Raw genomic sequence first — 26,736 nt, 5'->3', positions numbered from 1 at the left:
CCCTTATCCCTTGGCGTGGTTCTTTAGCGGTCGAGCACAGGTCCGGACTCGCGGCCGGTGTGTTGGTGGGTTCTTGCTGGGGTTGGAGTGGTCGGCACGGCCGACCCTGGGCGGGTGGGAGCCATGCCGCGAAGGCCGATCTCCACCGACTTCGGTACAGGCCTCTGCCCGGGTGCTGCCTGCTCGGGTGCGCCGGCCGTGACAGGTCGGGGCATGGACGCTGCGAACGGTTTTAGCTGCTCGGTGACGATGGCACGGATGCGCTGCGCTTCCCGCGTTCGCCCGGATTGTTGGTGCATTTCGTGGATGGCGAAGGCAGTGTTGACCAGCTGCAGCATGAGCGCTGACTGGGCAGCCGTTTTGTTCTTGCCCGAGGCCGCCATGAACAACATCGCCGTCCCGGCAATGGACGGCAGTGCGACGGGTTTTCCGTGTGCCTTGGGTGCGCGGAGTTGGGCTGTGCGGGACAGTTCAGCAGCGGTGGCCGCCAGCGGCCCGGGGACCGGTTCCAGGCGGTGCGACCATGCCGCAAAGGCACCGGATACTTCCCGTGCAGCTTTCGCCCACGTGGCGTGATCATCACGCGGCAATACCCGCAGCTGCTCGACCAGTGCCGTTGCGTTACGGGTGTACTCCACCCACATTTCTGCCGGCGGAATTGTCTTCTCGGGTCCGGTCCTGGCCACCTTGCGCTTATTGCGTGCAGCTGCGTTCCATTCGGCTGCAGCTTCCATCGCCAACTGTGGCGAGTCCATCCATCCTTCCCGCAGGGCGGTGAGCTTGAGGTCGGAGGCGAGGGTGCCGCCACCGAACCAAATAGGGCGCTCTCCTTGCCTGGGGCGTTCGGCTACGGAGTACCCAACGATGACGTCCGTGGTGTTCTTCGCGTAGCGCGGCCGGAGCAGTATTCCGGTGTCGCGGGCGCGGCGGACGAACTCCGCTTCGGATACTGACGCGCCTGCGCTGGCGCGCACCTTCCGTGCCAGCGACCACCGGTGCATTTCGCGCTCATCCCTGACTGCAGTGGCCTTCTCGGCACGATCGTAACCACGGGCGGCGTGCACAGTGGAGAGCTGTTCCAGCCCGTACTTGGCCTCCAGCTCCCGGCAGGTTTTCTGTGCCCGCTTGTAGTCACCGTGGGTGGAGGCTTTGGTGCCGTCCTCGCGGACCAGGGACACCGCGATGTGGATGTGGTGGTTCCCGTTTTCGCTGGTTCCGTGGTTGATCGCAGCCCATCGGCACTGCGCCTTGCCGCTGGCCCCGGTGAAGCCCATCGCGTCCACGAAGTCGTTGGCGATGTCGCCCCACTGCTGGTCGGTCAGCGGGCCTTCTTCGGCGCGCAGGCTCAGCGAGCAGTGCCACACGTCGGCCTGCTTATACCCGTTCTCCACCCGCCGCTTCACCGCCTGGTCCCAGCGGAAGTCCTTCTGCCGGACCTCGACCCCGTAGGCCCTGCGCGGCTGGTCCAAATGCTTCGCGATCGCCAGCGCGTCGGCGTGGTCCAGGACCCCGTCGTCGTACCACGCCATGATCGCGGCATCACCCGCGACCAGGTGCGGATCCGTGTGCGCGTTCTTCGTCTTATCCGCATCGGTCGAAGCCAGATACACCAGGAGCCCGGCCATTCTCGAGCCGCGGGTAATGTTCGGAATCATCTCCCTACATCAGCCCCTCGACAGCGCGGTCGATCCGTCCCGCCACCTGACGCCGACACTCACCACCGCACCCCGGCGGTCATGCACAGCCTCCACTTCGGGGCGGTTGCCAGCGGCAGACTTTCCCACGGTCCAATCCGTCCCGCGCCCGGCCGCCGGCAATGCGGGGCCGGGTCCTTTCAGCCGTGGACAACACCGACTAAAGCCGGCGGACCCAAGAAGGCCGGCACCCTTTCCAGGTACCGGCCGGGATCAAACGCCCTGCTGCGGGACGGGGGCCTCCATCCCAGCTGAGGGCGCGCGGACAAACAGAAAAGGGCCGGCCCGTTTCCGCTCCTCGGACAAAGGAAATTCGTGATCCGCACGCAGCGGAATGTTGTCTCGAACTCGGAAGCCCCAAAGCGACAGAACATGGCACCCGGGGTCCACCGCGTGTGCCTCTTAGCCCACCGGGAGCGGCGGCACTTTGTTGTGGCGATGGTCCGGCCTCGCCGCCGTCGTCCGTCTCGCCCAGGAACACAGCGTTGCCGCAATAGACATCGGCCAGGGCTCCGGTTTCTTCCAGCACCAGCAGCGTGGCGGTTAGGGGTGAGGTTCAGGATTTTGCCTTCCTCGTTCAGGTAGAAGTGCCGGTCGCCGACGCTCACGGCTTTGATATTTCCGGCCACCAGGGCTTGCAGGTTCTCCAGCGATGCGTCGATGGGTTCGACCCGCGCCGGTTCGTGTCCATCGGCGGGGATGATCAGGGCGGTGCAGGTGCTCATTAAGTGCTGTCCCCTTTAGGTGGTTCGGTGGGGCCGCTGCCCCTTCCACTGTCGGCGGAGCACCGGCCGTGAGGCCTGTTAGGCGGCGTTGACCGTGTAGGGCTGGCAGTAGCGGGATCGCAGTTTCGCTACCGTCTCGGGCAGGTCCTCCGGGCCATGTGCCTGCCCGTTCTTCCAGTGGAAGAACGCCTGTTCCGTGATCGCTTCCCACTGCCGGGCCTTGCAGCTCACATCTCCCTCGCAATACGTGGCGACGCCGAACAGGTTCCCGATGCTGTCAGCGGTCCGCGTGGCCGCGACCATGACATAGGGCCCTGGCCCAGGTCCCAGCCGTCACAGCCCCAGCCGGAAAGGACAGCCCAGCCTTCGGCTTCGATGAGTTCCATCCAGTCGTAGCCGCCGTTCATGTGGTAATCGCCCAGCACTGTCACGCCGTCGATGGTTTCTCCGGTGTCCTGGGTGGTCACGGTCGCAGTTGCGATTGCGTTCATGGTGTTGCTCCTTCTTGTCCGAGAAGCCGGGTGGGTGGGGCAGCCTTTGGTGACCGGCCAGCATCCTCTCTCCCCCCGTTGTTTTTTGGTTGCTGGCGAGCTCGCTTGCTCGGCAGCCGACGCTGGCCCGTCTACCCGCAGGGCAAGAGGAAGGAAATCCCTGGAGGAAATCAGAGACGCAGGAGCGCCGGAGGGACATTTCCCGCCGCCGCAGGCCCCGACGAAGGAGGGGCTAGACGGGTGGTGCGGACGCCTAAAATCCGCAGGACAGAAACCAAAAATCGTCGCAGACGTGGGGCAGGGCCACGGCCGTCGGAGCGTGCGATGCAGGCACTGGACCCAACAGCCGGCCGCGTCAGCGGACGCCCGATTCGGGTGAACTGTCAATGGCCCGATAGCTCTCATCCCGTCGGCAAAAGGAACCGAGGCACCCCCCCCACCCGGTCTCGTGGATTTCCGTGCACCGAGGGCGACGACAGACGACGACCACTACACCCCGGTGCTGGTGTGTTGGTTGACACACCTTTTGCCTTGTGGTGTGATTTCCATCATGAGTGCACATACCGCATATATCCGTGCACTATATACACGGACGATTCCGCTAGCTATACCCCGTGCCACCAGTGCTCGGGGTCGCTGCGCCAAACGTGAAGAAAGCAGCCATGAACAACACAGCCGCTCATCAGAGCACCCAAACCGAGGCGGAGACCGAGGTCTTGGTGGTCGGCGCCGGCCCGGCTGGCCTGATGCTCGCCAACATCCTGGGCATGTACGGCCGGAAGGTGACCGTGCTGGAGGCCATGGACCGGCTCATCGACTACCCGCGCGGCGTGGGCCTGGACGACGAGTCCTTCCGCACCATCCAGACCGTGGGGCTGGTGGAGACGGTACGCCCGCATACCAACCCGCAGCACATCATGCGGCTGGTCAATGCAGCCGGCAAGCTCATCTTGGTCAACAACCCGCAGACCGACGAGTTCGGCTGGGACCGTAAGCACGGCTTCATCCAACCCGAAGTCGACAAGGCGCTCTACGACGGGCTAACCCGCTTCGAGAATGTGCAGGTGCTCTTCAACCACCGAGTGGAGGACGTTCAGGAGGACGCCGACGGCGTCACCGCAATCGCTCTGGTTACCGGCCCGGAGGGGCAGGTAGAGGAACGCCGCTTCCGTGCGCGGTACCTGGTCGGCTGCGAGGGCGGCAAGTCCCCGACCCGCAAGAGGATGGGCGTGAGTTTCGAAGGCGAATCGCCCTCGACACGCTGGCTGGTGGTGGACGTGAACAACGACCCGTTGGGGACCCCGAACGTCTTTGTCGGTGCTGACCCCAAACGGCCCTACGTCTCAATCGGCCTGCCGCACGCTATCCGCCGCTGGGAATTCATGCTCCACGATGACGAGGCCGAGGAGCAGGTTACCGACCCGGCCTACGTCGACAAGCTGCTCAAGAACCATGTCCCAGACCCCTCGAAACTGGACTTCATCCGCCGTCGCGTCTTTACCCACCATGCCCGGGTCGCCGGTTCCTTCCGAAAGGGTCGGCAGCTGATCGCCGGCGACGCCGCGCACCTGATGCCCGTCTGGATGGGTCAGGGCTGGAACTCCGGCATGCGCGATGCCACCAACCTCGGCTGGAAGCTCGCGGCCGTGGTTTCAGGGCAGGCCGGCGACGAGCTGCTGGACACCTATACCGCTGAGCGCAAGGAGCATGCCAAGGCCATGGTGGACCTGTCCCTGACCTTCGGGAAGTTCATCAAGATCACCAATCCCGTCGGCGCCGCGGCCCGCGACGCTGCATCCTCGGTGCTGAACCTGTTCCCGGGGGTCAAAAGCTACTTCTCCGACATGAGGTTCAAGCCGATGCCCCGCTACATTCAGGGCGTGCTGGCCGATCCGACCACCCAGGAGGCCGGCAGCGCGGCGGCCACCCTGAGCAGCCGGCTGATACCGGTCCGGACGGCGAACAGCAAAGTCTCCCCCGTCGGCCGGCAGTTCCCACAGCCACGTGTGAACTTCAAGGACGGGGACAACGTGCTGTTGGATGACGCGATCGGCAACTGGTGGTCCGTCATTGTGTGGGGCAACAACCCCAAAGACGTGCTGCCGGAGGACTCGCTGTACACCTTGCGTGCCCTCGGCGCGCGCCTGGTCTGTATCCTGCCCGAGACCCAACGCGAATGGGCCGAAGAGTACATGGACGACGAGGTGCTGGTCCTCGGTGACCATACAGGCCGGATGAAAAAGTGGTTCGATGACCGCCCCACGCCGATCGTGTTCCTGCGCCCGGACCGCTTCGTCGCCGGTGCTTGTCTGACCCAACACGCCCCGGCCACTTTAGACGCGATCCTGCGTTCCATGGCCTTCACAGGACAGCCCGCCAAACCAACCCAAGCCATCGCCAACGACCTTAGGCTGCTGGCCGGCTAGCGCCGCCCGCCCAGAACTCTCCGGAAGGAACCATCATGACCACCCTCCAGATCCCCGACTACACCACCGATACGTTCTTCGGCCTTGAGGACAAGTGGCTGGAGACCGCCGAAGGCGAGATCACCCACTACCACGAACTCGGCGAGGGCACTCCGATCCTGTTCCTGCATGGCTCCGGTACCGGCGTCACCGCTGCGGCCAACTGGTGGCTGAACTTGCCCGAGCTTTCCGAACTCGGCCGGTGCATCGCCATCGACTCCATCGGCTACGGCCAAACGGTCGTCGCGGAGGGCACCGAGTACGGCATCAAGGAATGGGTCCGCCACGCCGTGCGCGTGCTGGACGCGCTGGGCATCGAGAAGACCTGGATCGTGGGCAACTCCCTCGGCGGCTGGCTCGCCTTCCAGTTCGCCATCGACTACCCGGAGCGACTGCTGGGCGTTGTCTCTATGGGCACCGGCGGCGCCAAAAAGACCGCCGCGCTGTCCGGCCACGCCACGCCCGAACTCTCCGAAGCCGGCATCCGTCGCACCTTGGAGCAGTTCGTCGTCGACAAGTCCCTCGTCACCGACGAACTCGTCACCCTGCGCTACCAGTCAGCCCTGAATGACACCGCCTCCGACCGCCTGATCGAGGTCGTCACTGCCCGCGACCGCGACCGCGACGCACTCCCGCTGGACTTCGACGTCCTAGGCAAGCTAGACATCCCCGTCCTGCTCATTCACGGCGTACAGGACATTGTCATTCCCGTATCGCGGACCTGGGAACTTCTAAACGTCATCCCGACAGCCGACGCGCACATCTTCAACCAGTGCGGTCACTGGTCCCAAGTGGAGCGCGCCGAGGAATTCAACGCCGTCATCCGGCAGTATCTGGCCGCCCGCGGCGTAACCCGATAGACCAACGGCAGATAAAGGAGCAAAGTCATGAATCAGGCGCTTATATGCATGTCCCACAGCCCTTTGCTGGAGCACACGAACCCACCTGCAGAAGTGAAAGCTGCTGTCGAAGCCTCCTTCGACCAGGTCCGGCAATTCGCCCGGGACTTCAACCCAGACCTGGTGGTGAACTTCGGCCCCGACCACTACAACGGCTTCTTCTACGACCTGATGCCGCCGTTCTGCATCGGTTACGAAGCAAATGGCACCGGGGACTACGACACCTGGGCCGGGCCCCTGAACGTCCCGACGGGTATTGCCGAGGAACTGGCTCAGTTCGTCATCGACCGGGACATCGATACCTCAATCTCGCGGAAGATGGAGGTCGACCACGGTGCAGTGCAGCCAATGGAGATCATCTTCGGCAGCTTGGACAAAATCCCCGTCATCCCGATCTTCGTCAACTCTGTGGCCCGACCGTTCACGAAGGTTTCCAGGGTGCGCAAGTTCGGTCAGGCCGTCGGGGAGTACTTCAAGAATACGGAAAAGAAGGTGCTGTTCATCGGTTCCGGAGGCCTCTCGCATGATCCGCCGGTGCCGCAGATCGCCACCGCCACCGAGGAGCAGCGCAGGATGCTCACCAACGGCCGCCACCCCACCCCGGAGGCCCGCGCCGTCCGGCAGGCGCGCACCATCGCCACAGCCGAAGCATTCGCCCGGGGCGAAGCGGACATTATGGAGCTGAATCCCGAGTGGGACCGGGCCTTCCTCGAAGTCTGCAAGTCCGGAAACGTTGAGGGCTTCGACGCCTACTACGCCGACGAGATGGACGCCATCGCCGGTCACTCCTCTCACGAGGTGCGGACCTGGGTGGCGGCCTATTCCGCGCTGCGTGCCTGCGGCGAGTACGAGGTCAGCTTCGAGTTCTACAAACCGATCAAGGAATACATCGCCGGATTCGGCGTGACCACGGCGGTGATCAAGTAATGACGAAGAGCGAATCAACCACCACGGACCGGTCGGGCGTACTGGCCGGTTTCGCGGAAGAGCTGCTGGCTGCCTACGAAACCAAGCAACCAGTGGATCCGTTACGGGATCGGCTGGAGAACATGAGCGTCCAGGACGCGTACGAGGTCCAGAACGCCCAGCTGCAGCACTATCTCGCCGGCGGACGGGTGCTGGCCGGGCGCAAGGTCGGACTGACCTCACTGGCCATGCAGGCCCAGATGGGCGTGAATTCACCGGACTTCGGGTTTTTCTTTGAAGACATGGTCCACCACGACGACGCGTGTATCCCGGCATCGAAATTCATCTCCCCAAAAGTGGAACCTGAATTCGGCTTCGTACTCAAAGAAACCCTGCAGGGCCCCGGCGTCACCGTCGAGCAGGCACGTGCGGCCATCGGCGAGGTTTATGCCGCGATCGAGATCGTAGACTCGCGGATTGCGGACTGGAACATCAAGCTGGTCGACACAGTGGCGGACAACGCATCCTGCGGCGCCATCGCCGTCGGCAGCACACCACTGGACGTCACGGTCGAGGAGCTGACCGGCGTTGTCTGCAGCCTAATAGTCGACGGCGAGACCGTTGCGGAAGGCACTGGCGCCGACGTCATGGGCGATCCGATCGCGCCGGTGGCCTGGCTAGCCAATGTACTCGGCGAACAGGGCGTGGCGCTGGAAGCCGGGCAGCTGGTGCTCCCGGGCTCATTCACGAAGGCGCTGCCGGTGGTCGCAGGTGAATCGGCGACCGCCGACTTCGGGGACCTGGGGTCCCTAACCATCCACTTCACCGAGCATTCCTGACCTCTTTCACACCTATATATAGGGGACCCTTCCATGACTTCCACAAAAAAGACCGCCGCGATTGTCGGCTCCGGGAACATCGGCACGGATTTGATGTTCAAACTTTTGCGCCGCTCCACCAACATCGAGGTCAAATACATGATCGGCGTGGACCCCGCCTCCGACGGCCTGGCCCGTGCCGAGCGCCTGGGCCTGACTGTCTCGGCCGAGGGCGTGGACTGGCTGTTGGCCCAGGACGAGCTGCCGGACTTTGTGTTCGAATGCACCTCGGCCAAGGCACACGAGGCCAACGCACCGAAATACAAGGCCGCCGGTATCCACGCGATCGATCTGACTCCGGCCGCCGTTGGCCCCTACCTTGCCCCGGTGGTGAACCTCGACTCGCTCACGGATGTCATGAACGTCAACATGATCACCTGCGCCGGTCAGGCCACCACGCCCATCGTCGCCGCGGTGTCCTCCGTGGTCCCGGTCGACTACGCGGAGATCGTTGCCTCCATCGCCTCGAAGTCTGCCGGCCCGGGCACCCGCGCCAACGTGGATGAATTCACCGAGACCACGTCACGTGCCCTTGAAGTGGTCGGCGGCGCCAAGCGCGGTAAGGCCATCATCATCATCAACCCGGTCGAACCCCCGATGATTATGCGCAACACCATCTATTGCGCCGTCCCTGCCGAAGCCGCCGAGCCCGGTGAGCTGCAGGAGAAGATCCGCGCGGCCATTGGCGAGGCTGTCACTGCGATCCATGATTACGTGCCCGGCTACGAGCTGCGCGTCGAGCCGCAGTTCGACAGCGCCCGCGAGGACTGGAACGGCTTCGGCCGCGTCGGGGTCTGGGTTCAGGTCAAGGGCGCAGCCGACTACCTGCCCGAATACGCCGGTAATCTCGACATCATAACCGCCGCGGCCACCCGCACCGCGGACCTGCTCGCCGAGCGTATCGACGCTGGCGCTGCCGCTACCACCGCCACCGTAGGAGCACAGGCATGACGACCCTTAACACCCCCGGATACAGCGTCCGGCTGACCGACACCACCCTGCGCGACGGCTCGCACGCGATGAGCCACAAGTTCACCGAAGAACACGTCCGCTCCACCGTGCGCGCCCTGGACGACGCCAACGTGCAGGTCATCGAGGTAACCCACGGCGACGGTCTTGGCGGCTCGTCTTTTAACTACGGTTTTTCGCTTACCCCGGAACTGGACCTCGTCAGGGCAGCAGTCGACGAAGCCAGGCAAGCGAAGATCGCCGTGCTCATGCTACCGGGCCTGGGTACTATCGACGACCTGAACCAAGCCCATGATGCCGGCGCGTCTGTGGCCCGCATCGCCACCCACTGTACCGAAGCGGACGTCTCGATCCAGCACTTCCAGCACGCCCGCAAGCTCGGCATGGAAACCGTCGGCTTCCTCATGCTCGCCCACCGTGTCAGCCCGGAAGAGCTGGCGAAGCAGGCCCGCATTATGGCCGATGCGGGCTGCCAGTGTGTCTATGTCGTGGACTCCGCCGGCGCGCTAATTCTCGAGGACGTCTCCGATCGCGTCAGCGCGCTCGTGGCTGAACTTGGCGACGAGGCGGAGGTGGGCTTCCACGGACACCAGAACCTCAGCTTCGGCGTCGCGAACTCCGTCTACGCAGTCCGTGCCGGAGCCAAGCAAATCGACGGCACGCTCGTCGCCCTCGGAGCCGGGGCCGGAAACTCTCCCACGGAAGTCCTCGCCGCCGCTTTCGACCGGCTGGGCATCGAAACCCGTGTCGACGTTCAGGCCTTGATGGCCGCCGCCGAAGACGTGGTTAAGCCCTACATCACGCGTATGCCGGTCATGGACCGTGCCTCCATCGTGCAGGGCTATGCCGGGGTCTACTCTTCCTTCCTCATTCACGCCGAACGCGCCGAAGCCCGCTACGGCGTTCCCGCTTACAAGATCCTCGAGGAAATCGGCAAAGCCGGCTACGTCGGCGGCCAGGAAGACATGATCGTCGACGTCGCCATCCAACTCGCAAAAGCCACGTAAGGACGGTGTGTAGCCCGGATTCCGCAAACACCGAATCCGGGCTACACGGCACGAGTGCTGATGGTATTGCTAGTCGTTTAACGTCGGCCACATGATGGCAATGAGTCTGCCGCAGTTGTTCAGCCTGATCCGGCTTGAGCACGCTGAGGTACTCGTCTTCCGCTGCCTTTACGATCGGTCGAGTACCAACAAACTTTGAGATCGCCTGCGCGATGCTTCGATCATGTTCGCGCTTCAGTCGGACGCATCCGTAGGGGGCGAGTAATCCCAGATCGGAGTGAACCTGCATTGCAGTCTGCGTCATAGATACTCACTTTCATTTCGCAACTGAAGCAGCGTTTCCCGAGCTCTGGAATTGCAACGGAAAAACTTGACATGAAATGTGACCGCTGTTACATTTTCCTGAGCACTTATTGAATACCAGCGTGCAACTATAGATCACGGCGGGGAGCTCAGGTCGCCCCGTATCAACAAGAATCGAGAGGCCGTGCTGTGGATAACGCAACACAGTGCCAGACCTTGAGTCACCATCAGGATTAGCGCTATCTCCGGGATAGGGAGCAAGAAGTGGACCCCACTAAAGCAGCAATGAAGCTCGAAGAGGCTGAGCGACGAGTCACGGGAATCGAACCATTCTCACGCCAGGCTCCTGGCTTGACTGATGACGAGGCCTGGGCCATAGCCGCTGAACGGAATGCCGAGCGTCATCGGAACGGGGAAAAACAAACCGGATACAAGCTCGGATGGACTTCAAAAGCGATGCGCGATGCACTCGGCATCGAGAAGCCAAACTTTGGCTATTTGTGGGATGGGATGCTTCTTGATCAACCTGCCCAGCTGGACCGATTCATCCATCCCAAGGCCGAGCCGGAGTTTGCCTTCCGCGCCGAAGCAGAATTATCCGGACCAGATATCACAGCACATGACGTCGTCAGCTCCGGATTGTGGGCCGTGGCCATCGAGGTTGTAGACCCTCGATGGGAAAGCTACGAGTTTACTTGGGCCGACAATACAGCCGACGGCTCCTCGGCTGCAGGATATGTGACGGGTTCATTCACGACGATCTCGTCCGCGCCAGAGGATCTGACCCTCCGCTTCACCAAGGCCGAGCATGTGCAATTCGGCCGTGGCTCCGCTGCAATGGGCTCTCCCGCGGAAGCGGTCGCATACTTGGTTCGCGAACTTCATCGCCAAGGAGGACGGCTTGAAAAAGGGATGATTGTACTCACCGGTGGAGTCACCGCTCCAATCGACCTCGATCCCGGGGCAATTCTAAAAGTTAGTTCTCCGCAAATTGGGGAATGCGCGCTGGTCTGTCAATGAATTCCACTTCTAATGCGCTGCCTCGGGGGAATGCGGCACGATCCTTGCTTGCGTTTAGCCCCAAGCCCGCTCTCCCATTTCACCTCTTCAAGTAAGGAGCCACCATGTCATCAGCACCCAACAGCGTCTTGGCGTCGATGGACGCCCGCTCTCGCGCTAAGGAATCGCGCAAGGTCATCCTCTCGAGCTACATCGGATCCACGATCGAGTTCTATGACTTCCTGCTCTACGCATCGGCCGCTGCCCTGGTCTTCCCTCACGTTTTCTTCACCAACCTCGACCCGCTTGCCGGGACCGTTGCCGCCTACGGCACCTTCGCCGCCGGCTACCTCGCGCGCCCCCTCGGCGGGGCCGTCTTCGGACACTTCGGCGACCGTCTGGGCCGGAAGAAGATGCTCATCATGTCCATGCTTATTATGGGCACCGTCTCTACCCTTATCGGTCTGATTCCAAGCGCCGCCGTGATCGGGTCCTGGGGTGCGGTCATTCTGATTCTGCTACGAGTCTGCCAAGGCATTGCCGTAGGCGGCGAGTGGGGCGGGGCCGCCCTGATGGCCCTGGAGCACTCCCCTCAGCGAAGTCGCGGCTTTGCCGCATCATTCGCCAACGCCGGCGCTCCGACGGGCGCCGCCCTGGGAACCCTCATAATGGGCTTCTTCGCAGCTATGCCGGAGGAGCAATTTCTCTCCTGGGGCTGGCGCGTCCCGTTCCTCTTCTCGTTCGTACTGCTGGGTGTTGGTATCTTCATCCGCTCCCGGATTTCGGAGAGCCCGATCTTCCAGGCCGCCTTGGCTAAGGAGTCAGCCAGCGGCTCCCCGGCCAAGCGCAAGGTCCCGATCCTCGAGGTGCTACGTCGCCCGCGTGCCCTTATCTATACGATGCTTGCAGGGGCCTCAGTGTTCGGGCTCCAAGTGTTCCTAGCCACCTTCGCGATCGCCTACGCAGTCGAGAACGGCGCTGACCGGCAGACGGTACTCTATGCCTTCGCCGGGGCATCTCTCATCAGCATCTTCTCCCTGGTGGGCATGGGCCGGCTCTCTGATCGAGTCGGTCGGCGTCCGGTCATGGTGGTCGGTTCACTGCTATTCGTGGCCCTGATCTTCCCGATGTTCTCCTGGCTGGCCACCGGCAACGTGCTGCTCATCTTTGCGACATTCACCATCGGCCTTGTCTGCCACTCCGTAATCTACGGGCCCCTGGCGGCGTTCGTCTCCGAGCAGTTCGGCACGACCTCTCGCTACACTGGGGCCTCCCTGGGATACCAATTAGCGACACTCATCGGCGCGGGCTTCACGCCAACGATCCTCGCCACAATCTACGCATCCTCCGGGCAATCGATCGCCCCCGTGGTCTGGTACCTAGCGGGAATGGCACTGGTCAGCATTATCTTTATCCTGCTCACCAGAGAGTCCAAGGACTACGACCTAACGACCCACCAACACTAAGGCGAGGAAACTCTGACACGTCGGTAGCGTCCGTCCTTTCGATAGGATCGGGCGCTACCGACGTGCGGAGTCAAATCCAAATCACCGATCGCCCGATAGGCAGCTCAGCGAGATGTTGGTGGGCGTAGCCGGGTGAGAGGACTTGAGGGAGTGGTTGGTCGGACTGTCCGCCAATCGAATGTTCCACTGAGGTATCTCGTTCAAATCGTCCCGGTTCGGCTGGTCAAGCCGGCGCTAGATCTGAAGAATGCAGTAATGATGAGAAGGCCGGTGCTAGTTGCCCGATTTCTCAACGGCCTGATCGGGCTGCGGATGCTATGGGACCAACGCCTTGATCTGCCCCGACCGGATTCTGATATGGCCCGCCGCGGCCACGGTTGCGCGCCGCTCTGGCCCCACCCGCGAGCTTGACTGGTCCATGTGACTCTAAAACGGAGAACGCTGAAGGGCCTTTCCCGGAACTGGATTCGAAACAAACAACGCGAGATCAAGGATCCCAGCTGCAACTGATGCGCTTACAGGAGTAGCTCCCGATCAAGGGCACTCCCTAATTTTGATGCGATCGCGACAGCCTCCTGACGAGTTCTCTCAATCGAAAGCTCCGCTTGTTCGCGGCTATAGGTCATGATGTTCAGGCAAGCGTGCGGTTCCACACCGGGGATTGGCGCCGCAACCCCGTAAGCACCCGGTACGATTTCGCCGCTACTCTTTGCGTACCCATGCTCCCGCGCGCTGACTACCGCGGCGGGGTCGGTCGGACTTGCCGACCTGCAAGAAAGCAAAGCAAGTCCAGCTGCGCCTCGGTCGATGGGGGTGCGCATCCCCCGCTTAAAGGCGATGTGATGTATGACGGTTGTCGGTTCGATCATCTCAATTGCTACGGCGTCATCACCTTCGGCGACAAACAGCGAGACCGTTGTCCCCAGCTCGTCGGCTAAGGACCTCATCAATGGCACCGCGACGTCGCGGAGGGCGGGAAGATAGGTAGACGCTAGGGAAGCAAGACGAGCGCCGGATTGGTAGATCCCTCCGGAAGTCTTGCTCAGGAATCCGTACTCGAAAAGGGTGTGCAATGTTCGGGATGCGATGGATCGATGGATACCGAGTATGTCAGCCACCTCTTGAATGCTCAATCCGTTCGGCGATTCCACCACAGCCAAGAGCGCGTTCAAGCCCCGCGAGAGCGTCTGTGTCCCTACTTTTGGCTCAATCGGCCGTTTATTTGCTGGATTCGCCACACGTCAAGGATAGCTAAGGTTGCCTGCGCCTTTGGGTCATGACCTGGCGTACCTGGCAGCCCTCTATTTTGTTCTGCTCCTCGGCAGCCTGCTTCCGTGAAGCAAGCAGCATTGGTGAGGCGTCCCGTAGAACGGTCCTTCACCGCGACACCTGATCGCCACTCTCCCGCCGAGGAAAATCCCTTATGAACACTGGCCTCACTGATTCGCGTATACCCCGCCCGCAAAAAAGCCCGATGAGGGTGCCTCAACCGCTACACTCAGGCGTGTGACTGCACATCTCGTCGGGTACGCCCGCGTTTCAACTAATCAGCAGGACCTCACGGCGCAGCGCAATGGACTCGCTGCCCTCGGTGTACCCGAAGATCGGATCTATACCGACCACGGGCTGACGGGAACGAACCGCGCCCGCCCGGGACTGCGCGAAGCCCTCGCCGCGGTCCGCGCCGGCGACACCCTGGTCGTCACCAAACTGGACCGGCTCGCCCGCTCCGTCCCTGATGCGCGGGACATCGTCGAAGAGCTGACGAAGAAGAAAGTAAAGCTCAGCATCGGGGGATCCGTGCACGACCCAACGGACCCGGTCGGCCGGCTCCTCTTTAACGTCCTGGCCTTGGTCGCCGAATTCGAATCCGACCTCATCCGCGCCCGCACCCGCGAAGGCATGCAGGTAGCCAAGGCCAAAGGCCGGCTCCGCGGCAAACAGCCCAAACTCTCCAAAAGCCAGGAAGCCCACCTCGTCTCCCTATATAAGGGAGGACAACACACCACCGCCGAGATCGCCGAACTGTTCAAGGTCGCCCGCAGCACGGTCTACCGAATCGTCCAACGAACTCCCTAACCAATGGGCAAACATCGATCGCGCACAGACGGACGTGCGTGCGCCAATTGAGGACTCTCACTGGACGATAGTTCGGGCTGGGCATATGGACTCCCCAGCATCAGCGCCGTCACGTCGGTGAGACTACGAGGGGCGCGTCTTCCATCGACCGGCTCACGGACGCTCCGACCGCGCCTGCCCTTGATTAGTCGGTACCAGCGCTTACAGTGCGAGTGTGATTGAGGAAAGCTACCCGCAGGCTGTCTCCCACCTTCGTTCCGCACAACGATACGTATCCGAGATGGCTGCGGCTTGGAGCGCGGCTTTTGACGAGCAGTTCATGGGTGCGACTGTGATCGTAAATGACGATGGGTCGGGGACTATTACCGCTTCTGTGGAGTGGCCCGGCACCTTACAGAGCGATCTAACGCGACAGTTTTCGAGTTGCGTCAGTGAGTTATGGTCGGCACTGGACGCTCTCATTATCGAGACGGTGCAGCTCTTCTCGTCTTCGCGCACCCCGCGGGACCCGGACGTTGAAAGATACTGGCCAGTTGCGGACTCCGAGAAGAACCTCAGGCTGCTGCTGGAGACAGCCTGCATAAATGGGGTGCTGAGTGCTCATGCGGACATCGTCCGCAGTACGCAGCCATTCCTTCCTGATTCAAATATCGAGCAGATAGGACGATTACGAGCTGGTCTAAGACAACTTCTAAGTTGGTCTGAAGCATTGGAAGCCGGCTCAAACATAACCGTTTGGGCCACTCCCACTGACCCAATGATCTTCACGGAACCCCACCGTGAGGGAATTGAATGCCTACCCAGCCCTTCATTCGATCTGGGCGGCAGCCCGGACGGAGTAGTTGCGACATTTCGTGTGCCTGCCTACCAACGAAGCATGCAGGTGAACGCCCGCCCAGGCACATTGCTGGACCTGGGGTTTGCGGCAGGATTCGTTCCAGTCGGGACAGATGACACGTTCGAGTCGCGGCTAAGAGAGGTCACTGAGGTCATCGCCCTGCTCCATGCTCATTTCGCAGCAGTTACGGGCGAAGTGAGCGGTACTCGTGCGCTCCCCATCGAAGCTGTCGACCGGCAGAATCTTTGGAGCAATGCGGCGGCCTCTCCCCGCCGTTGGCAGCAATCAGAGCTTGCGGAGCTAACGGAAACTGGTGCTCGGGTCGCTGTCGCTATTGATCCAGACCCTAGCGAGCTCGTACTGCTTATTCCCACCGCAAACGGAGTATTTGAACGGCGAATCCCCAATGCCACAAAGCTCCGGGCCTCACACACTCTCGGCATTGCAGCAGAACGCGCAGTGCATGAAGCCGTTGCAACCTGGGGACTCCCAGATTTTGTGATGAAGCCCCAGGTGGAACGTAAAGGATCCGGCGTGCGAGAAATCGGCGACGGGCTCCTCATCGCTGGCGACGTTGGCGCAATCGTTCAAGTAAAGGGTCGCAGCGCAGAAATTTCAGCGCCAGAGAAAGAAGGCCGGTGGATCAACAAGAACGTCGAGAAGGCGCTAAAGCAGGTTCAAGGCACTTATCGGCGTCTCCAGCAGTCACCCGTGGATCTTGAAAATGGTCGCGGGCGCCTGCTAAGCCTCGACGGCCGGGCAGTGAAATGGGTCGGCGTCGTCGTCATTGACCACCCTCAAATTCCAATGCAACATCCCCTCGCCACGATCGAGAGCCCACTCCCCACCATCGTGCTCGTTCGGCGTGACTGGGAGTTTCTTTTCGAGCAGCTCAAGTCTACGAGCGCTGTCATTCGCTACCTGATCCGAGTTGAGACCTCGACTGAGTACCTAGGCGAGGAACCTCATCGATACTTCGATCTAGCGTCACTTGATGCCGCCGTTTCAGCCGATTCTGATCCAGCGGACGCAGCACTAGGCACACGGTTCAGCTACCCCTTGTTGCCGATGGAGCCAGCGGGAGCGCAGTACCCGAGCGAATTTGGGCTCACCCGGCTCATTTGCGAGGACATCGCCAGCATCGACGGCGGCGAAGGCACGCCCGAAATGGAGGTCGAAGTCCTCGCCGCTATCGATGCACTTCCGGTAGCTTCACGAGTAGAGCTCGGAACCCTCCTCTACGGCGAGCTCGACACAAAGCACGAATCAGACGGCGTTCGATGGAGATCTCGGACATTCCTGCCGTCCACGCCGAGCGGTTATCAGGTCTCCTTCGTTGTTTGCTCCGTTTACAACGAGTCGACAGCGAATGCATTTAAGGCATGGCTGACGTTTCGCCATAGTGAGCGCGCCCAGACCGAAAACATCACTAGAGCTCGATCGATCGCAGTCCTACTCACCCCACGCCTAGATAACGTTCGGCCGTGGGACACCACTTTGCTTGTCGTCGAGGGTGATCTGCAGCTATCGGACAAACAGTTAGCTAGCTACGTCGCACTTTGGGGAAAACGGGAAGAGCACGGGGGCCGCCAACGAGGAGCCTGAAGTAGGTAAGCGAGCAACGACTCAATCACTGCCGGTCAAGTCTCCATCCTGCGACGCGGGCTGCCGCGACTGGGCAAGTACTAATGAAGGAGAACCTGTATGAAACCCTCAGTCATTGTTTTTGATGTCAACGAAACCCTGTCGAATATGTCCCCTATGGGTCAACGGTTTGTCGAGGTGGGCGCGCCGGCACATCTGGCGAAGCTATGGTTCGCTACCTTGTTGCGGGATGGCTTTGCCCTCACCACTGCCGGCGACAACGGAAGCTTTGCGGGGATCGGCGCCGAAGTTCTGCGGGGCCTGTTCACTGGCATGGAACTGAACCGGGATATTGAGACTGCGGTGCAGCACGTCATGGCCGGGCTCTCCGGTCTCGCGCTGCACCCGTATGTTGCTGATGGCATCAAGGCTCTGCATGGTGCCGGATACCGCCTTGCAACTCTGACGAACGGTTCTACACAGGTGGCAGAGCAACTCTTCGCCGATGCTGGTATTCGGAACAGTTTTGAGCTGCTTCTCTCGGTGGAGGATGCCTCGGCCTGGAAGCCCGGCAGGGCGTCCTATGAGTACGCGGCCTCCGCCTGTGGCTCAAAGCCGGAGGAGATGCTCCTGGTCGCCGTTCACGCTTGGGACATTCATGGCGCGTCCCGGGCGGGTCTGGCTACGGCCTGGATCAACAGGACAGGTGGGCCGTACCCGGATTATTTCCAGGCACCGGATTACAGCGTGTCCTCCCTTGCTGATCTGGTCCCGGCCCTGGCCCGAGGAAACTGAGGTCTGACTTCACGAGCCGAAACTCTCATCAAAGGTCCTTTTCCGCGCTGTTGAGAATTCTCCTAGTGCGACGCACTGCTGAGACAATCCATCCCCGGAAATTCAGGGCGGCGCCGGAAGGAAGGTAGAGCGACCGCCGTCGCGGCAAAGGGTCCTTTGATGGGACGGCCTTTGGGGCCGGCTCGGCGGGCCTCGAGTCTGTTGAAGGGCGAGGCCCGCGCTGATCTGCGAGGATGGGCGGATGGAGGACGCTGCGGAATCGCTTCTGGAAGGGCCCCGGGGTCGTCGGCTGTGTCTTGAACTCGCGATGGAACTGGATCCTGACATCAGGACGGCGGTTTTCTGGCTCGGGTACGACCTGGATCCGGGGAAGGGGAAGTCGCTGACCCTCTTCGGCGGCTCCGATGGTGATGGCCGCGAAATCCCTGTCCCTTCGTTGGAGCAGGTGGCGGACTCTCTCGCTTCCCTCGATACGGCCCGTCTCGATAGCTGGCTGCTACAGGAGGCCCTTGAGCAGTCGGTCGACAGCGCGAGGTATTGGCAAGAACCCGACGGCGAAGACGTGCTGGCGAGTATGCCCACCATCCGGGCAGCCCTCCTTCCGCTGGCCGAGCAGGCGACGGCCTCGCCGGCCACCCAATGGTGGTGGCAGCCCCGCCAGACCGAGCAATGGGCCATCGACTGGCGGTCACCGGACGACCCAGCACCTCTATCGAAGGATCCACAGAGGACGCTTGCGGAGTGGGGGCGGAAGCAACGAGCGGAGGAAGCCCAAGCTGCCCGCGAACGCCCGCGCGATCCCCGCGCCAGCTGGGGCGGAACGTGGTGGTCGCTCCCGCACGGACTCGTCCACACAGTCGGACAAATCCCGGCCGGGCTAAGCCTTGTGGAGGATTCCCTCGGATGGGAGCAGGCGACGGTGATTCCGGTTCGCGGCACTGGCCGGACTTTCGAGATCCGCATCCCGGACGATTGGCTCTCGTTGTGCCGCGCCTTTCCCTTGGAAGTCACCGCGTCCCGCCGACACGACTGGTTCCGCGTCACCGGACGCGATGGCCGGTGGGTGATCCCGGACTGGGAACGTGTCGCGGAACAGTGGGACGCAGTGCACCTCACGGTCCAGGGCTATCTCAGCAGCGCCACACGCGCACTCCACCTCGACCCCGACACGGCATCAGTCATCGCCGGCTGGGACCCCGACAGCACCTTTGGCTCACGGACGTCGCACGCGATTGGGAGGGCCCGCGGCAGGCATGGCAGCGAGAACCCGGCAACGACTCCTGGACGCTCCTTGAATTCAACTAGTGGTTCCCATTCATCGCAGGGACCTCCACCGGCGAGCAGCAGCAGCCACAGTGCCGGGTTGGTCCCTCCTGCATACTCGGGACATGGACACCACGACTGTCGATCCCCGCGACCAAACCTGGGAGGTAGACCGCCCTCGGTACCGGGTGTACTTCTGGGCCGGAACAAACTCGGATGAGTGGGAGGTCTCCGGTGCAGACATTCCGGAGGTCATCGACTGGGCAGAGTCGAACCGGGGAGGCCGCTCGTACACCCTTTACGCGCGCGTCCCGGTAGACGGGCTTGGCTTGGTTCGCCTTGCTGGAGTTGATCCGACCGCTGCGCCACGGGGCTAAGGGCACAGATGGAAGGCGATTGGGTCAAAACCCGTTCGCCTTCACAGAATTTGCGGTCCAGTTACGCACTTGGCCTGTGACCCTTGGCCTAAACCCGGCGGTGGGTGTCAAAACTTGGTGGGTCTAAAACGGTCGTTTTTGCCTGCCGCGGATAAGGTCCCTGTATCGGCAGCCTTGCGGGGGGGGGGGGGGGGCGAGTTTTACGGAATGGTCTCACACCCCAGCCGCGCAATATGGTCCCGGAGCGGCCATTCGTCGTTGATAGTGTTCGGGTATGTTCAACCCCTTCTCGCCGTACCACGAACCAGGGTTCGGCGCATGGAAGCAAGGGCTAGAGACTTTGCCACCTTCGGAGGTCTCCCACTCCCCCGCCGGGTGCTGTATCCGCGGTTGCGACACGCCGGAAGAAAATTCTTTTTTGCGGATTTTTGGCCCGGTCCTGACCTCCTTCCATGCGCAGTTTCCGGCCGGCCGTCGGGCTCCGGACACCGCCGGAGGCACCTGCAGAGAAAAAGTTTGGGAAATGGTTCCTTTTCTTCCATTGGAAACCGGGCCAAAAGTGGCCCAAAACACCCCTTCAGAGGCCTTTTTCGCGCTTCGGGAATTGGAACCATTTGCACCTACGGAACCCCTGTTCCAAGCCTGCCTTCGGCCTGTGCCATGATCATTCCGGCATCCGCCGGCCCGGCCCTGTGCAGGAGCTGCATCACCAAAACGGAAACTTTTACAGGTTGCCCGGATGTCGTCTTACACGATGGTAATTTCGTAGTAGTTGGAAACAGTTAAAGGATCAGCCCCGGCAGATCCGGTTACCGTTCCGGCGGGAATGTTCCCAAACCTTCCAGGCGGCCGGGACGTCCACCTACAGGCGGACAGATCGACCCGAGATTCAAAGGACAGTTGAGAGCCATGGCTACTACAGGAAACCGCGGAGGCGGGCGTCGCAGTAAGGGCGAGCGTCGGTTCGTTGGCACCCGCGTAGACGTGAAATCTGCCGATCAGCTTGTCAGGGCTGCCAAGGGCAGGGGCGTCACCGTCAGTGAATTCGTCGAAGCCACGATCAAGAAGGAACTCGCTTCAATGGATCCTTCCGACTTCGCGCATCCAGGCCAGGAGGAGCTGCCTATCGGCCGCATGGTCTCTTAAAGCATAAGAAGGCCCGCACGAGGCGGGCCTTCTATGACAACTCAACACTCAACACCTAAGAGCTTGCCGGCGACCAGGTGATGAGCCCAACGGTTCCCTCACGGGAATCGCACGAAAGTCCCAAGGGGCTTTCTTCCCCCTCCCAACGAGAGGAATAACCCCATCGTACATCAGCGCCTTCGCGCGCTGCCAGACCGTGCCTTCGGCGTGCCGCGAGACCATCCTGCCGCGGACAACCCGGATACCGTCTGGGCGGCGCTGGCTCCCGAGCTGGCTGGCCAACCCCGCGTGCGGATCTCGCGGGACGGCGGACGCAGCTACCCCCAGCGTCACGAACGCGACCTCAGCTCGGCGTTGCCATCGCAACCGGCGGCCGTGCGCATCTTTGGCAAGGACGGAACCTGCCGGACCATCTGCCTGGACTTCGACTCTTCCGTCGACGGGGTCGACCGAGTGGCTGCCGACGTCTACCGGGTGACCTCCTGGCTGCACGAGCACGGTGCCCGCTGGATCGAGGACCACTCCCCCAACGGCGGCCGCCACGTCTACATCCCACTGGAGCGCCGCGTCACCTTCACCGAAGCCCGCGAGTTCGTCGAAGCCCTGGGCAGCCGCTACCGCAGCCTGGACCGGTCCCCGCACCAGAACATCAGCCACGGCTGTATCCGCACGCCCGGCAGCCCGCACAAGAGCGGCGGCCACCAGGAACTGGCCATGAGCCTCACCATGGCCTACGACATCGTGCGCCGGCCCAACTCCCCTGCCGTGTGGGAACGGATGGCAGCCGACCTGGCCCCCGAGATGGCCGCCGCCAGGGCGCTGCGCCTCGAGGAGCCGGAGATGTCCCTGACCGGTCCCGCCGCCCAGCTGGCGGGTGCCGCCGCCGGGACCGGCGGGATGTCCCGGACGATGCTGGCCGCGGCCGTGGACGGACTCTACGACACCTCCCGCTATGCGACCCCCTCGGAAGCCCGGCAGGCCGTCCTGACTGCAGCTGCCGGCTGCGGGATGAGCCTGACCGACGTCGAACGCCGGATGAAGCAAGGCATCTGGCCGGGACTGGCCCAGTTCTACGCCCGTTACCGGGCTCACCAGCGCTTCACCGCGCTGCGCCGGGACTGGGAGAAAGCGGTCAAATTCATCTCCGAAAGCCAGGGGAGAGAAGATGCCCGTAAAACCAACACAAGCCTGCCAAATACACAGGGGGGGCAGCTTCTAGGGGGTCTGCCTGAATCGCCGCACAGCGAACACCGTTTTATCCGCACCTGGAGAAATGCCCTGTTCCTGGCTGAAGAGCGCTACCGCGGTTCCCGCGCAGGGATGGCCCAGCGCATGATCCTCAGGGCTCTCGGGGCCGCGGCACACATGACCGGCAGCCGGTTCATCGAATTCGGCGTCCGGTCCCTGGCGGTGGCCTCTGGAGTTGAACACACTACCGTGGCTGCCCACCTGCGTGCCCTGCGCGAAGAAAACGATCCGTTGGTCGTCCTTGTCAGCCAAGGCCGGGGTACGCACGGAGACCTCTACTGCCTGAACCTCCCGGAATCCCTGCAGGAAGCCGCGGAAAACCGGGCCTGGGACAGGGGCAAGCTGCACTCGCTGCGGCCGGTATTCCGCGAGCTGGGGATGCCGGCCGCCTTCGTCTACGAAGCACTGGAGCACTCCCTCGGCCCGGTATCCACCTCCGACCTGGTCCGGCACACCGGACTGAGTCGCACCGCCGTCACCGAGGCCCTGGAGATCCTCGCCGCCTGGAACCTGGCCGAACGCTCCGGCCGGGACCTGTCCTGGCGCCTGGTTCCGGCCACGTCCCTGCGCCAACTGGCTGAGCTGTTCGGCGTCCTCGATGAAGTGGCCAGGCAGCTGGATCGGTACCACCAGCAGCGGGCGCAGTGGCGCCAGTGGCTCTCCGAGCGGCTCAGCACCGGAGCAGTCCTTCCCTCCCCCGGTGACGACTACCCTTGGGAAACCTTTGAGGGCCCGCCGGATGACTGGACGCTGGCCGACATGGCCTTCAAAATGACGGCCTGAGATGGCACAGTTGGAAGTAACACCAGTAATGGAACCATTCCTTCCGTTTGCTCCTTTTCCTACTCCTCCCCCACCCCGTCGGCACCTGACGGTTGCGCCGGCCAGCAGGGAGGCGCCTGCAGTACCAATGTCTCCATTACTTCCGATCAGGGGGAACAGTACCTTTTGCGCCGTTTGCGCCGTTGCCTCTCTTTGCACCACTCCCCCACCGGCCGCCGCACGTCCCCCCGGCGACTGGCCGGCGCGCGGAGAGCTCCCCTCAAAATGGAGCGGAATGCCCTCCTTTAGTTGCGGTGGGGAGGAACGGTACCTTTTGCTCCGTTTGCACCCTCTCCCCCGCCCCGGCTGCACTCAGGCCGAACCGCTGGCAGGCAACCACCGCGTCGTTGCGGAACCAGGGCGCGGTGGTTGCATCGGAACCATTGCCTCCAATGCCACCTTTAGATCCGAGGGCAGGAATAGAACTTAAGGAACCTATTGCTCTTTCGGTTCAATCGGTATGAATGGCAGTAAAGGAACCGTAAGTACCTACGGAACTGTTGGAACCTGGTCGGGAACAAGTTGTGGCCTCATCGTAGGGTTGCCTCGCAGACAGCCTCAAAGAGAGGAAATGGAACCTTTTCCTCTCATAGCTCGAATAGTTCCAAAAGTTCCATTATGGGCAGGAACGGCGACCAGCCACTTGGTGAGGCAGAGTTCCAAGGGATCAATAGGAGGCATAGGTTCCCTCGGATCCAATGCTGGCAAAGGCTCTAAAGGTTCCATTAGAGGGCGCTGCAGCAATGGGATCCCCTTGTGTTCCCGGGATTATCAGGGCAAGGGTGACCGCGCACGCTGCCGACGGTTCTTGCGCCTCCGAAAGCAGTAAGGCCACTATCGGTGGAAATGGAGGTGAAGTGCGCAAATGGTTCCATTAGTGGTATTGGTTCAACAGTCGCGCCCGGGAGACGCCGAGGAGGGCTCTACGCAAAGGGTGGTATCGGAACCCTTACCGCCGTTAGTTCCCCTGGCGACTGGAAACGGATCCTTTTGCGCCAGCTGTGGCAAAAGTGCCAACGGTCCGAATGGAGCCAATGGCACTATCGGCGGTAAGGGTTCCAACTGCGCAAAAGGTTCCATTAGCTCCAGCGCCGCCAACGGTGGTAACGGTACTAAAGGTTCCATTTAAGAATCTGTAACAGGCACGGGCGTGGCTACCGTGGACGGCGGGGGAGCGCCGATAGTGTGGGAATCGATCGGTGCCGGCCGGTTGACTCTTTGTCACACGTGGGTCTCCTCCCGGCACGCTGCACCAGGAGAGAGGTAATGATTCCCATGCCGGCGAGAATCATAGCGGTCTGTAATCAGAAGGGCGGGGTCGGCAAGACCACCCTTGTCACCGGGTTGGCCGAGGTCTACACCCAGATGATGGGCAAAAAGGTCCTCGTGATCGACGCCGATCCGCAGTACAACACCACATCGGCCCTCGGCCTGTCGGGCCCGGAGTTCACGCTCAACGACGTGCTCTACGGCGACGAATCGAACAATCAGAAGATCTTCCCCGGGGTGGCCGCAGACGCCGTTCTGGAAGTGGGGGAGGACTGGCAGTCGCCCAACCACTCCGAGCTGGGACTGATTGCCTCCGAACGCAACCTAGCCTCGCGCGAACGCGACTCAATGATGGCCCGCGAGCACCGCCTGCGGGTCGCCCTGAAGGGTGTGGCCGAGGAATACGATATCGTCCTCATCGACTGCCCTCCTTCCCTGGGGCTGCTTACTGTCAACGCACTGACCGCTGCCACCCACGCGCTGCTGGTCAGCGAACCGCGGGTCGCCTCGGTGGAAGGCCTGGCCGAAATCGTCACCACCATCGCTGAGGTGCAGGAAAACCTCAACGAGGACATCGACATCGTCGGCGTCGTCGTGAACAAGGTCCGCAAGGGACGCAAGGACCAGGACGTCTGGATCGAGAAGATCCGCGCCGACTTCGGCGAACTGGTCCTGGATCCGCTGCTCCCGGACCGTGAGCTGTTCGCCAAGGCGCAGGCGGCGGCCAAGCCGTTGAAGTCCTTCGGCTCTGAAGCCAAGGTGCTTCGCGCCGACCTGGAACAGCTGGCGCGTGCGATCTGGAAGGGAAGCGAAGCGTGAGTGTAGATCCCGTGTCCGGGCGGGGCGGCACCCCGGCCCTGGACAAGATCAAGCGCCGCGGACGCCTGGGCAAAGCCTCGAGCCGCAGCGTCATCGAAGACATGAGCGCGTCCTCGCCTATGCAGGAACCGGAACTGGCGCAGCGGGCCGAGAGCCAGCCCCCGGCCCCGGCTCAGCCGGCACCCCAGCCAGTCCAGCAGCAGGTCCAGCAGTCGGCGCCACAGCCCGTGCAGCAGCCTGTCCAAGAGCCTGTTGAACAGGCAATGCAACAACCGGTGCAGCCGGCTCCGTTCGTCCACCAGGTACCGATCCCTGCCGTCCAGGAGATTCCTGCCCAAATCCTGCAGGACGCACCGGCACCCGTCGCTGCGCCGGTCGAAGCCGCCCCGCAGCAGTCGGAGGCTGAGTCGAAGAAGGATGCGCCGAAGAAGGCCAGTTTCTTTCAGTCGAAGGAGGCGGGGGACCGGATGCGCTCCACCTACAACTCGACCCGGCCGATGACCCGGTACCGGACCCTGTCGGAGTTCATTTGTGCCGCGGTGGAGAAGGAATGCGCCCGGCTGGAGGCCCAGTACAACAACGGCGAGCCCTACGATTCCGACCCGGATGACGTGCCGCGCGGACGTCCCGTAGGCGGCTGACCGGGGCGCATCGAATTCGAGGCTTATGGATTACGCGCGGTGCGTGTGGCCTTTTTCATAGAGCGTGTTGATGGGTGGGTTAAAAACCGCCGCCGCCGATTTTGAGCGCCCCTGCCGGATCTACATTTGATTCTGCAGGGGAACGATGCGGACGCTCAGCCCGAAAATGCCCGGCAAAACCATTCAGTCGGGAAGGAAAACCACGGCCATCAGCGCCTCCGCACAGTCTACTGCGACGGAGGGGCCGACGTCGTATGCCCGTCCGCGGCCCAGATGACCTTCCGCTTCCCGCCGTCGGTCGCTTTGCGACTGGCCGCCCGGAAGGGCTGGGACGCCACCACGGGGAACGTGTGCCCGTCCTGCTGCGTCCGCTCCGTGCTGCCCGCCCCGGTGGTCAGCCTGATCGACGGCATGACAGGCTTCCTGGCCAGTCGAGGATGGCCTCGCCTGCTCCGTACTGCCGGATCCGGTTCTCGGCGGTGTCGCAGACCAGGATGCCCCGGTCACCCTCGGCCACGTCCACGGTGGACCGATGATCTCAAAGGGACGATAGAAGAAGAGTTGGCCATAAGCCTCGGACTGAACCCACGCAAGCCTGGGGACAGTTAGGAAGCAAGCAAATCAATTCCACCTACGGGAAGCGGCCTCTGCTGGTCGCTTCCCGTATCTGTGTCCGCAGCGTGGCTTGCACAAAAAGGAAGCTCTCACGAGCACGCTAGACCCCGCATAACGCCAGATTTGCGAGTGCGAAATGTGCTCAGCGATGTAGCGCTCATCATCATAAACAAGACTGAGGATGGCAGTGGGGCCGCACTCCGGCCTGAACCTCTCGTGACTGTCCAATCCTGGCGGAGCCGGCCCGGACGATGGTGCCAGATGTTCGTTTGCCCGCAAAACGGGAGATGGGCCGCGCTGAACTCGGGCTGTAGAAGCGTTTTTTGGTTTTTGGCTGCTGTCCTTATGTTGTTGCGCAGGTAGTTCGCAGGGCAGTTGTAGTGTCTTGGCTACCCAGGAGTGGCGGGTATGGCTTTGGCTGCTGTGCCGGACGTTGGT

General features: G+C 62.3%; 20 protein-coding genes and 1 pseudogene. 16 read left to right on the top strand and 5 right to left on the bottom strand.

Translation table 11 applies throughout. The features are described 5' to 3' along the window. Window positions 1–23: 23 nt before the first annotated feature. The 3 genes and pseudogenes from AC5RWT_RS04735 to AC5RWT_RS04725 form a co-directional block, all read right to left on the bottom strand. Window positions 24–1,655: a relaxase/mobilization nuclease domain-containing protein gene (locus AC5RWT_RS04735; protein ID WP_494079351.1), complete on the bottom strand. Its 1,632-nt coding sequence runs from the start codon at window positions 1,653–1,655 to the stop codon at window positions 24–26. A gap of 179 nt (window positions 1,656–1,834) precedes the next feature. Then, a complete protein-coding gene (locus AC5RWT_RS04730) occupies window positions 1,835–2,419 on the bottom strand; it encodes a DUF3846 domain-containing protein (protein ID WP_494079350.1) in 585 nt (194 codons plus the stop codon). A 78-nt stretch (window positions 2,420–2,497) separates the two neighbouring features. Next, window positions 2,498–2,910: pseudogene (locus tag AC5RWT_RS04725) on the bottom strand (hypothetical protein). Between the two features lie 662 nt (window positions 2,911–3,572). On the opposite strand from AC5RWT_RS04725, the gene mhpA reads away from it, so the two are divergent. The 8 genes from mhpA (at window position 3,573) to AC5RWT_RS04685 (ending at window position 12,802) form a co-directional block, all read left to right on the top strand. Further along, window positions 3,573–5,336 (top strand): bifunctional 3-(3-hydroxy-phenyl)propionate/3-hydroxycinnamic acid hydroxylase MhpA, encoded by a 1,764-nt coding sequence (gene mhpA, locus AC5RWT_RS04720; RefSeq protein ID WP_494079349.1) that lies wholly within the window; start codon window positions 3,573–3,575, stop codon window positions 5,334–5,336. A 35-nt stretch (window positions 5,337–5,371) separates the two neighbouring features. Further along, complete coding sequence (locus AC5RWT_RS04715; RefSeq protein WP_494079348.1) at window positions 5,372–6,235, top strand: alpha/beta fold hydrolase; 864 nt, start codon at window positions 5,372–5,374, stop codon at window positions 6,233–6,235. A 27-nt stretch (window positions 6,236–6,262) separates the two neighbouring features. Then, the gene (locus AC5RWT_RS04710; RefSeq protein ID WP_494079347.1) at window positions 6,263–7,201 is read left to right on the top strand and encodes a 3-carboxyethylcatechol 2,3-dioxygenase; all 939 of its coding nucleotides are present in this window, start codon (window positions 6,263–6,265) and stop codon (window positions 7,199–7,201) included. After that, window positions 7,201–8,019 (top strand): 2-keto-4-pentenoate hydratase, encoded by an 819-nt coding sequence (locus AC5RWT_RS04705; RefSeq protein ID WP_494079346.1) that lies wholly within the window; start codon window positions 7,201–7,203, stop codon window positions 8,017–8,019. The genes AC5RWT_RS04710 and AC5RWT_RS04705 overlap by 1 nt, the downstream gene beginning before the upstream one ends. A gap of 33 nt (window positions 8,020–8,052) precedes the next feature. Further along, window positions 8,053–9,009: an acetaldehyde dehydrogenase (acetylating) gene (locus tag AC5RWT_RS04700; protein WP_494079345.1), complete on the top strand. Its 957-nt coding sequence runs from the start codon at window positions 8,053–8,055 to the stop codon at window positions 9,007–9,009. Further along, the gene (gene dmpG / locus AC5RWT_RS04695) at window positions 9,006–10,034 is read left to right on the top strand and encodes a 4-hydroxy-2-oxovalerate aldolase (protein WP_494079344.1); all 1,029 of its coding nucleotides are present in this window, start codon (window positions 9,006–9,008) and stop codon (window positions 10,032–10,034) included. The genes AC5RWT_RS04700 and dmpG overlap by 4 nt, the downstream gene beginning before the upstream one ends. A gap of 567 nt (window positions 10,035–10,601) precedes the next feature. Then, a complete protein-coding gene (locus AC5RWT_RS04690) occupies window positions 10,602–11,357 on the top strand; it encodes a 2-keto-4-pentenoate hydratase (RefSeq protein WP_494079343.1) in 756 nt (251 codons plus the stop codon). Between the two features lie 104 nt (window positions 11,358–11,461). Beyond that, window positions 11,462–12,802, top strand: a complete 1,341-nt coding sequence (locus AC5RWT_RS04685) for an MFS transporter (protein WP_494079342.1) — start codon at window positions 11,462–11,464, stop codon at window positions 12,800–12,802. A gap of 515 nt (window positions 12,803–13,317) precedes the next feature. On the opposite strand, the gene AC5RWT_RS04680 is transcribed toward AC5RWT_RS04685, so the two are convergent. Continuing rightward, a complete protein-coding gene (locus AC5RWT_RS04680) occupies window positions 13,318–14,040 on the bottom strand; it encodes an IclR family transcriptional regulator (RefSeq protein ID WP_494079341.1) in 723 nt (240 codons plus the stop codon). Between the two features lie 268 nt (window positions 14,041–14,308). On the opposite strand from AC5RWT_RS04680, the gene AC5RWT_RS04675 reads away from it, so the two are divergent. The 8 genes from AC5RWT_RS04675 to AC5RWT_RS04640 all read left to right on the top strand — a co-directional run bounded on the left by AC5RWT_RS04675 (window position 14,309) and on the right by AC5RWT_RS04640 (window position 25,683). Next, window positions 14,309–14,881, top strand: a complete 573-nt coding sequence (locus tag AC5RWT_RS04675; protein WP_494079340.1) for a recombinase family protein — start codon at window positions 14,309–14,311, stop codon at window positions 14,879–14,881. An 877-nt stretch (window positions 14,882–15,758) separates the two neighbouring features. Next, on the top strand, window positions 15,759–17,324 hold the full coding sequence (locus tag AC5RWT_RS04670) for a hypothetical protein (protein WP_494079339.1): 1,566 nt from the start codon (window positions 15,759–15,761) through the stop codon (window positions 17,322–17,324). 99 nt (window positions 17,325–17,423) lie between these two features. Further along, the gene (locus AC5RWT_RS04665; RefSeq protein ID WP_494079338.1) at window positions 17,424–18,098 is read left to right on the top strand and encodes a haloacid dehalogenase type II; all 675 of its coding nucleotides are present in this window, start codon (window positions 17,424–17,426) and stop codon (window positions 18,096–18,098) included. A gap of 1,388 nt (window positions 18,099–19,486) precedes the next feature. After that, a complete protein-coding gene (locus tag AC5RWT_RS04660) occupies window positions 19,487–19,738 on the top strand; it encodes a hypothetical protein (protein ID WP_494079337.1) in 252 nt (83 codons plus the stop codon). Window positions 19,739–20,647: 909 nt separating this feature from the next. Further along, on the top strand, window positions 20,648–20,884 hold the full coding sequence (locus tag AC5RWT_RS04655; protein WP_136787409.1) for a hypothetical protein: 237 nt from the start codon (window positions 20,648–20,650) through the stop codon (window positions 20,882–20,884). Between the two features lie 207 nt (window positions 20,885–21,091). Beyond that, window positions 21,092–22,915 (top strand): MarR family transcriptional regulator, encoded by a 1,824-nt coding sequence (locus tag AC5RWT_RS04650; RefSeq protein WP_494079336.1) that lies wholly within the window; start codon window positions 21,092–21,094, stop codon window positions 22,913–22,915. A gap of 1,314 nt (window positions 22,916–24,229) precedes the next feature. Further along, window positions 24,230–25,042: a ParA family protein gene (locus AC5RWT_RS04645; protein WP_494079335.1), complete on the top strand. Its 813-nt coding sequence runs from the start codon at window positions 24,230–24,232 to the stop codon at window positions 25,040–25,042. Further along, complete coding sequence (locus tag AC5RWT_RS04640) at window positions 25,039–25,683, top strand: ParB family protein (protein ID WP_494079334.1); 645 nt, start codon at window positions 25,039–25,041, stop codon at window positions 25,681–25,683. The genes AC5RWT_RS04645 and AC5RWT_RS04640 overlap by 4 nt, the downstream gene beginning before the upstream one ends. 227 nt (window positions 25,684–25,910) lie before the next feature. Here AC5RWT_RS04640 and AC5RWT_RS04635 read toward each other — a convergent pair whose 3' ends face one another. Further along, the gene (locus AC5RWT_RS04635) at window positions 25,911–26,096 is read right to left on the bottom strand and encodes a hypothetical protein (protein ID WP_494079333.1); all 186 of its coding nucleotides are present in this window, start codon (window positions 26,094–26,096) and stop codon (window positions 25,911–25,913) included. Window positions 26,097–26,736: the final 640 nt, after the last annotated feature.

It is taken from the genome of Arthrobacter sp. Dra40, from assembly GCF_059091905.1.
This window is presented reverse-complemented; position numbering and strand designations above follow the sequence as displayed.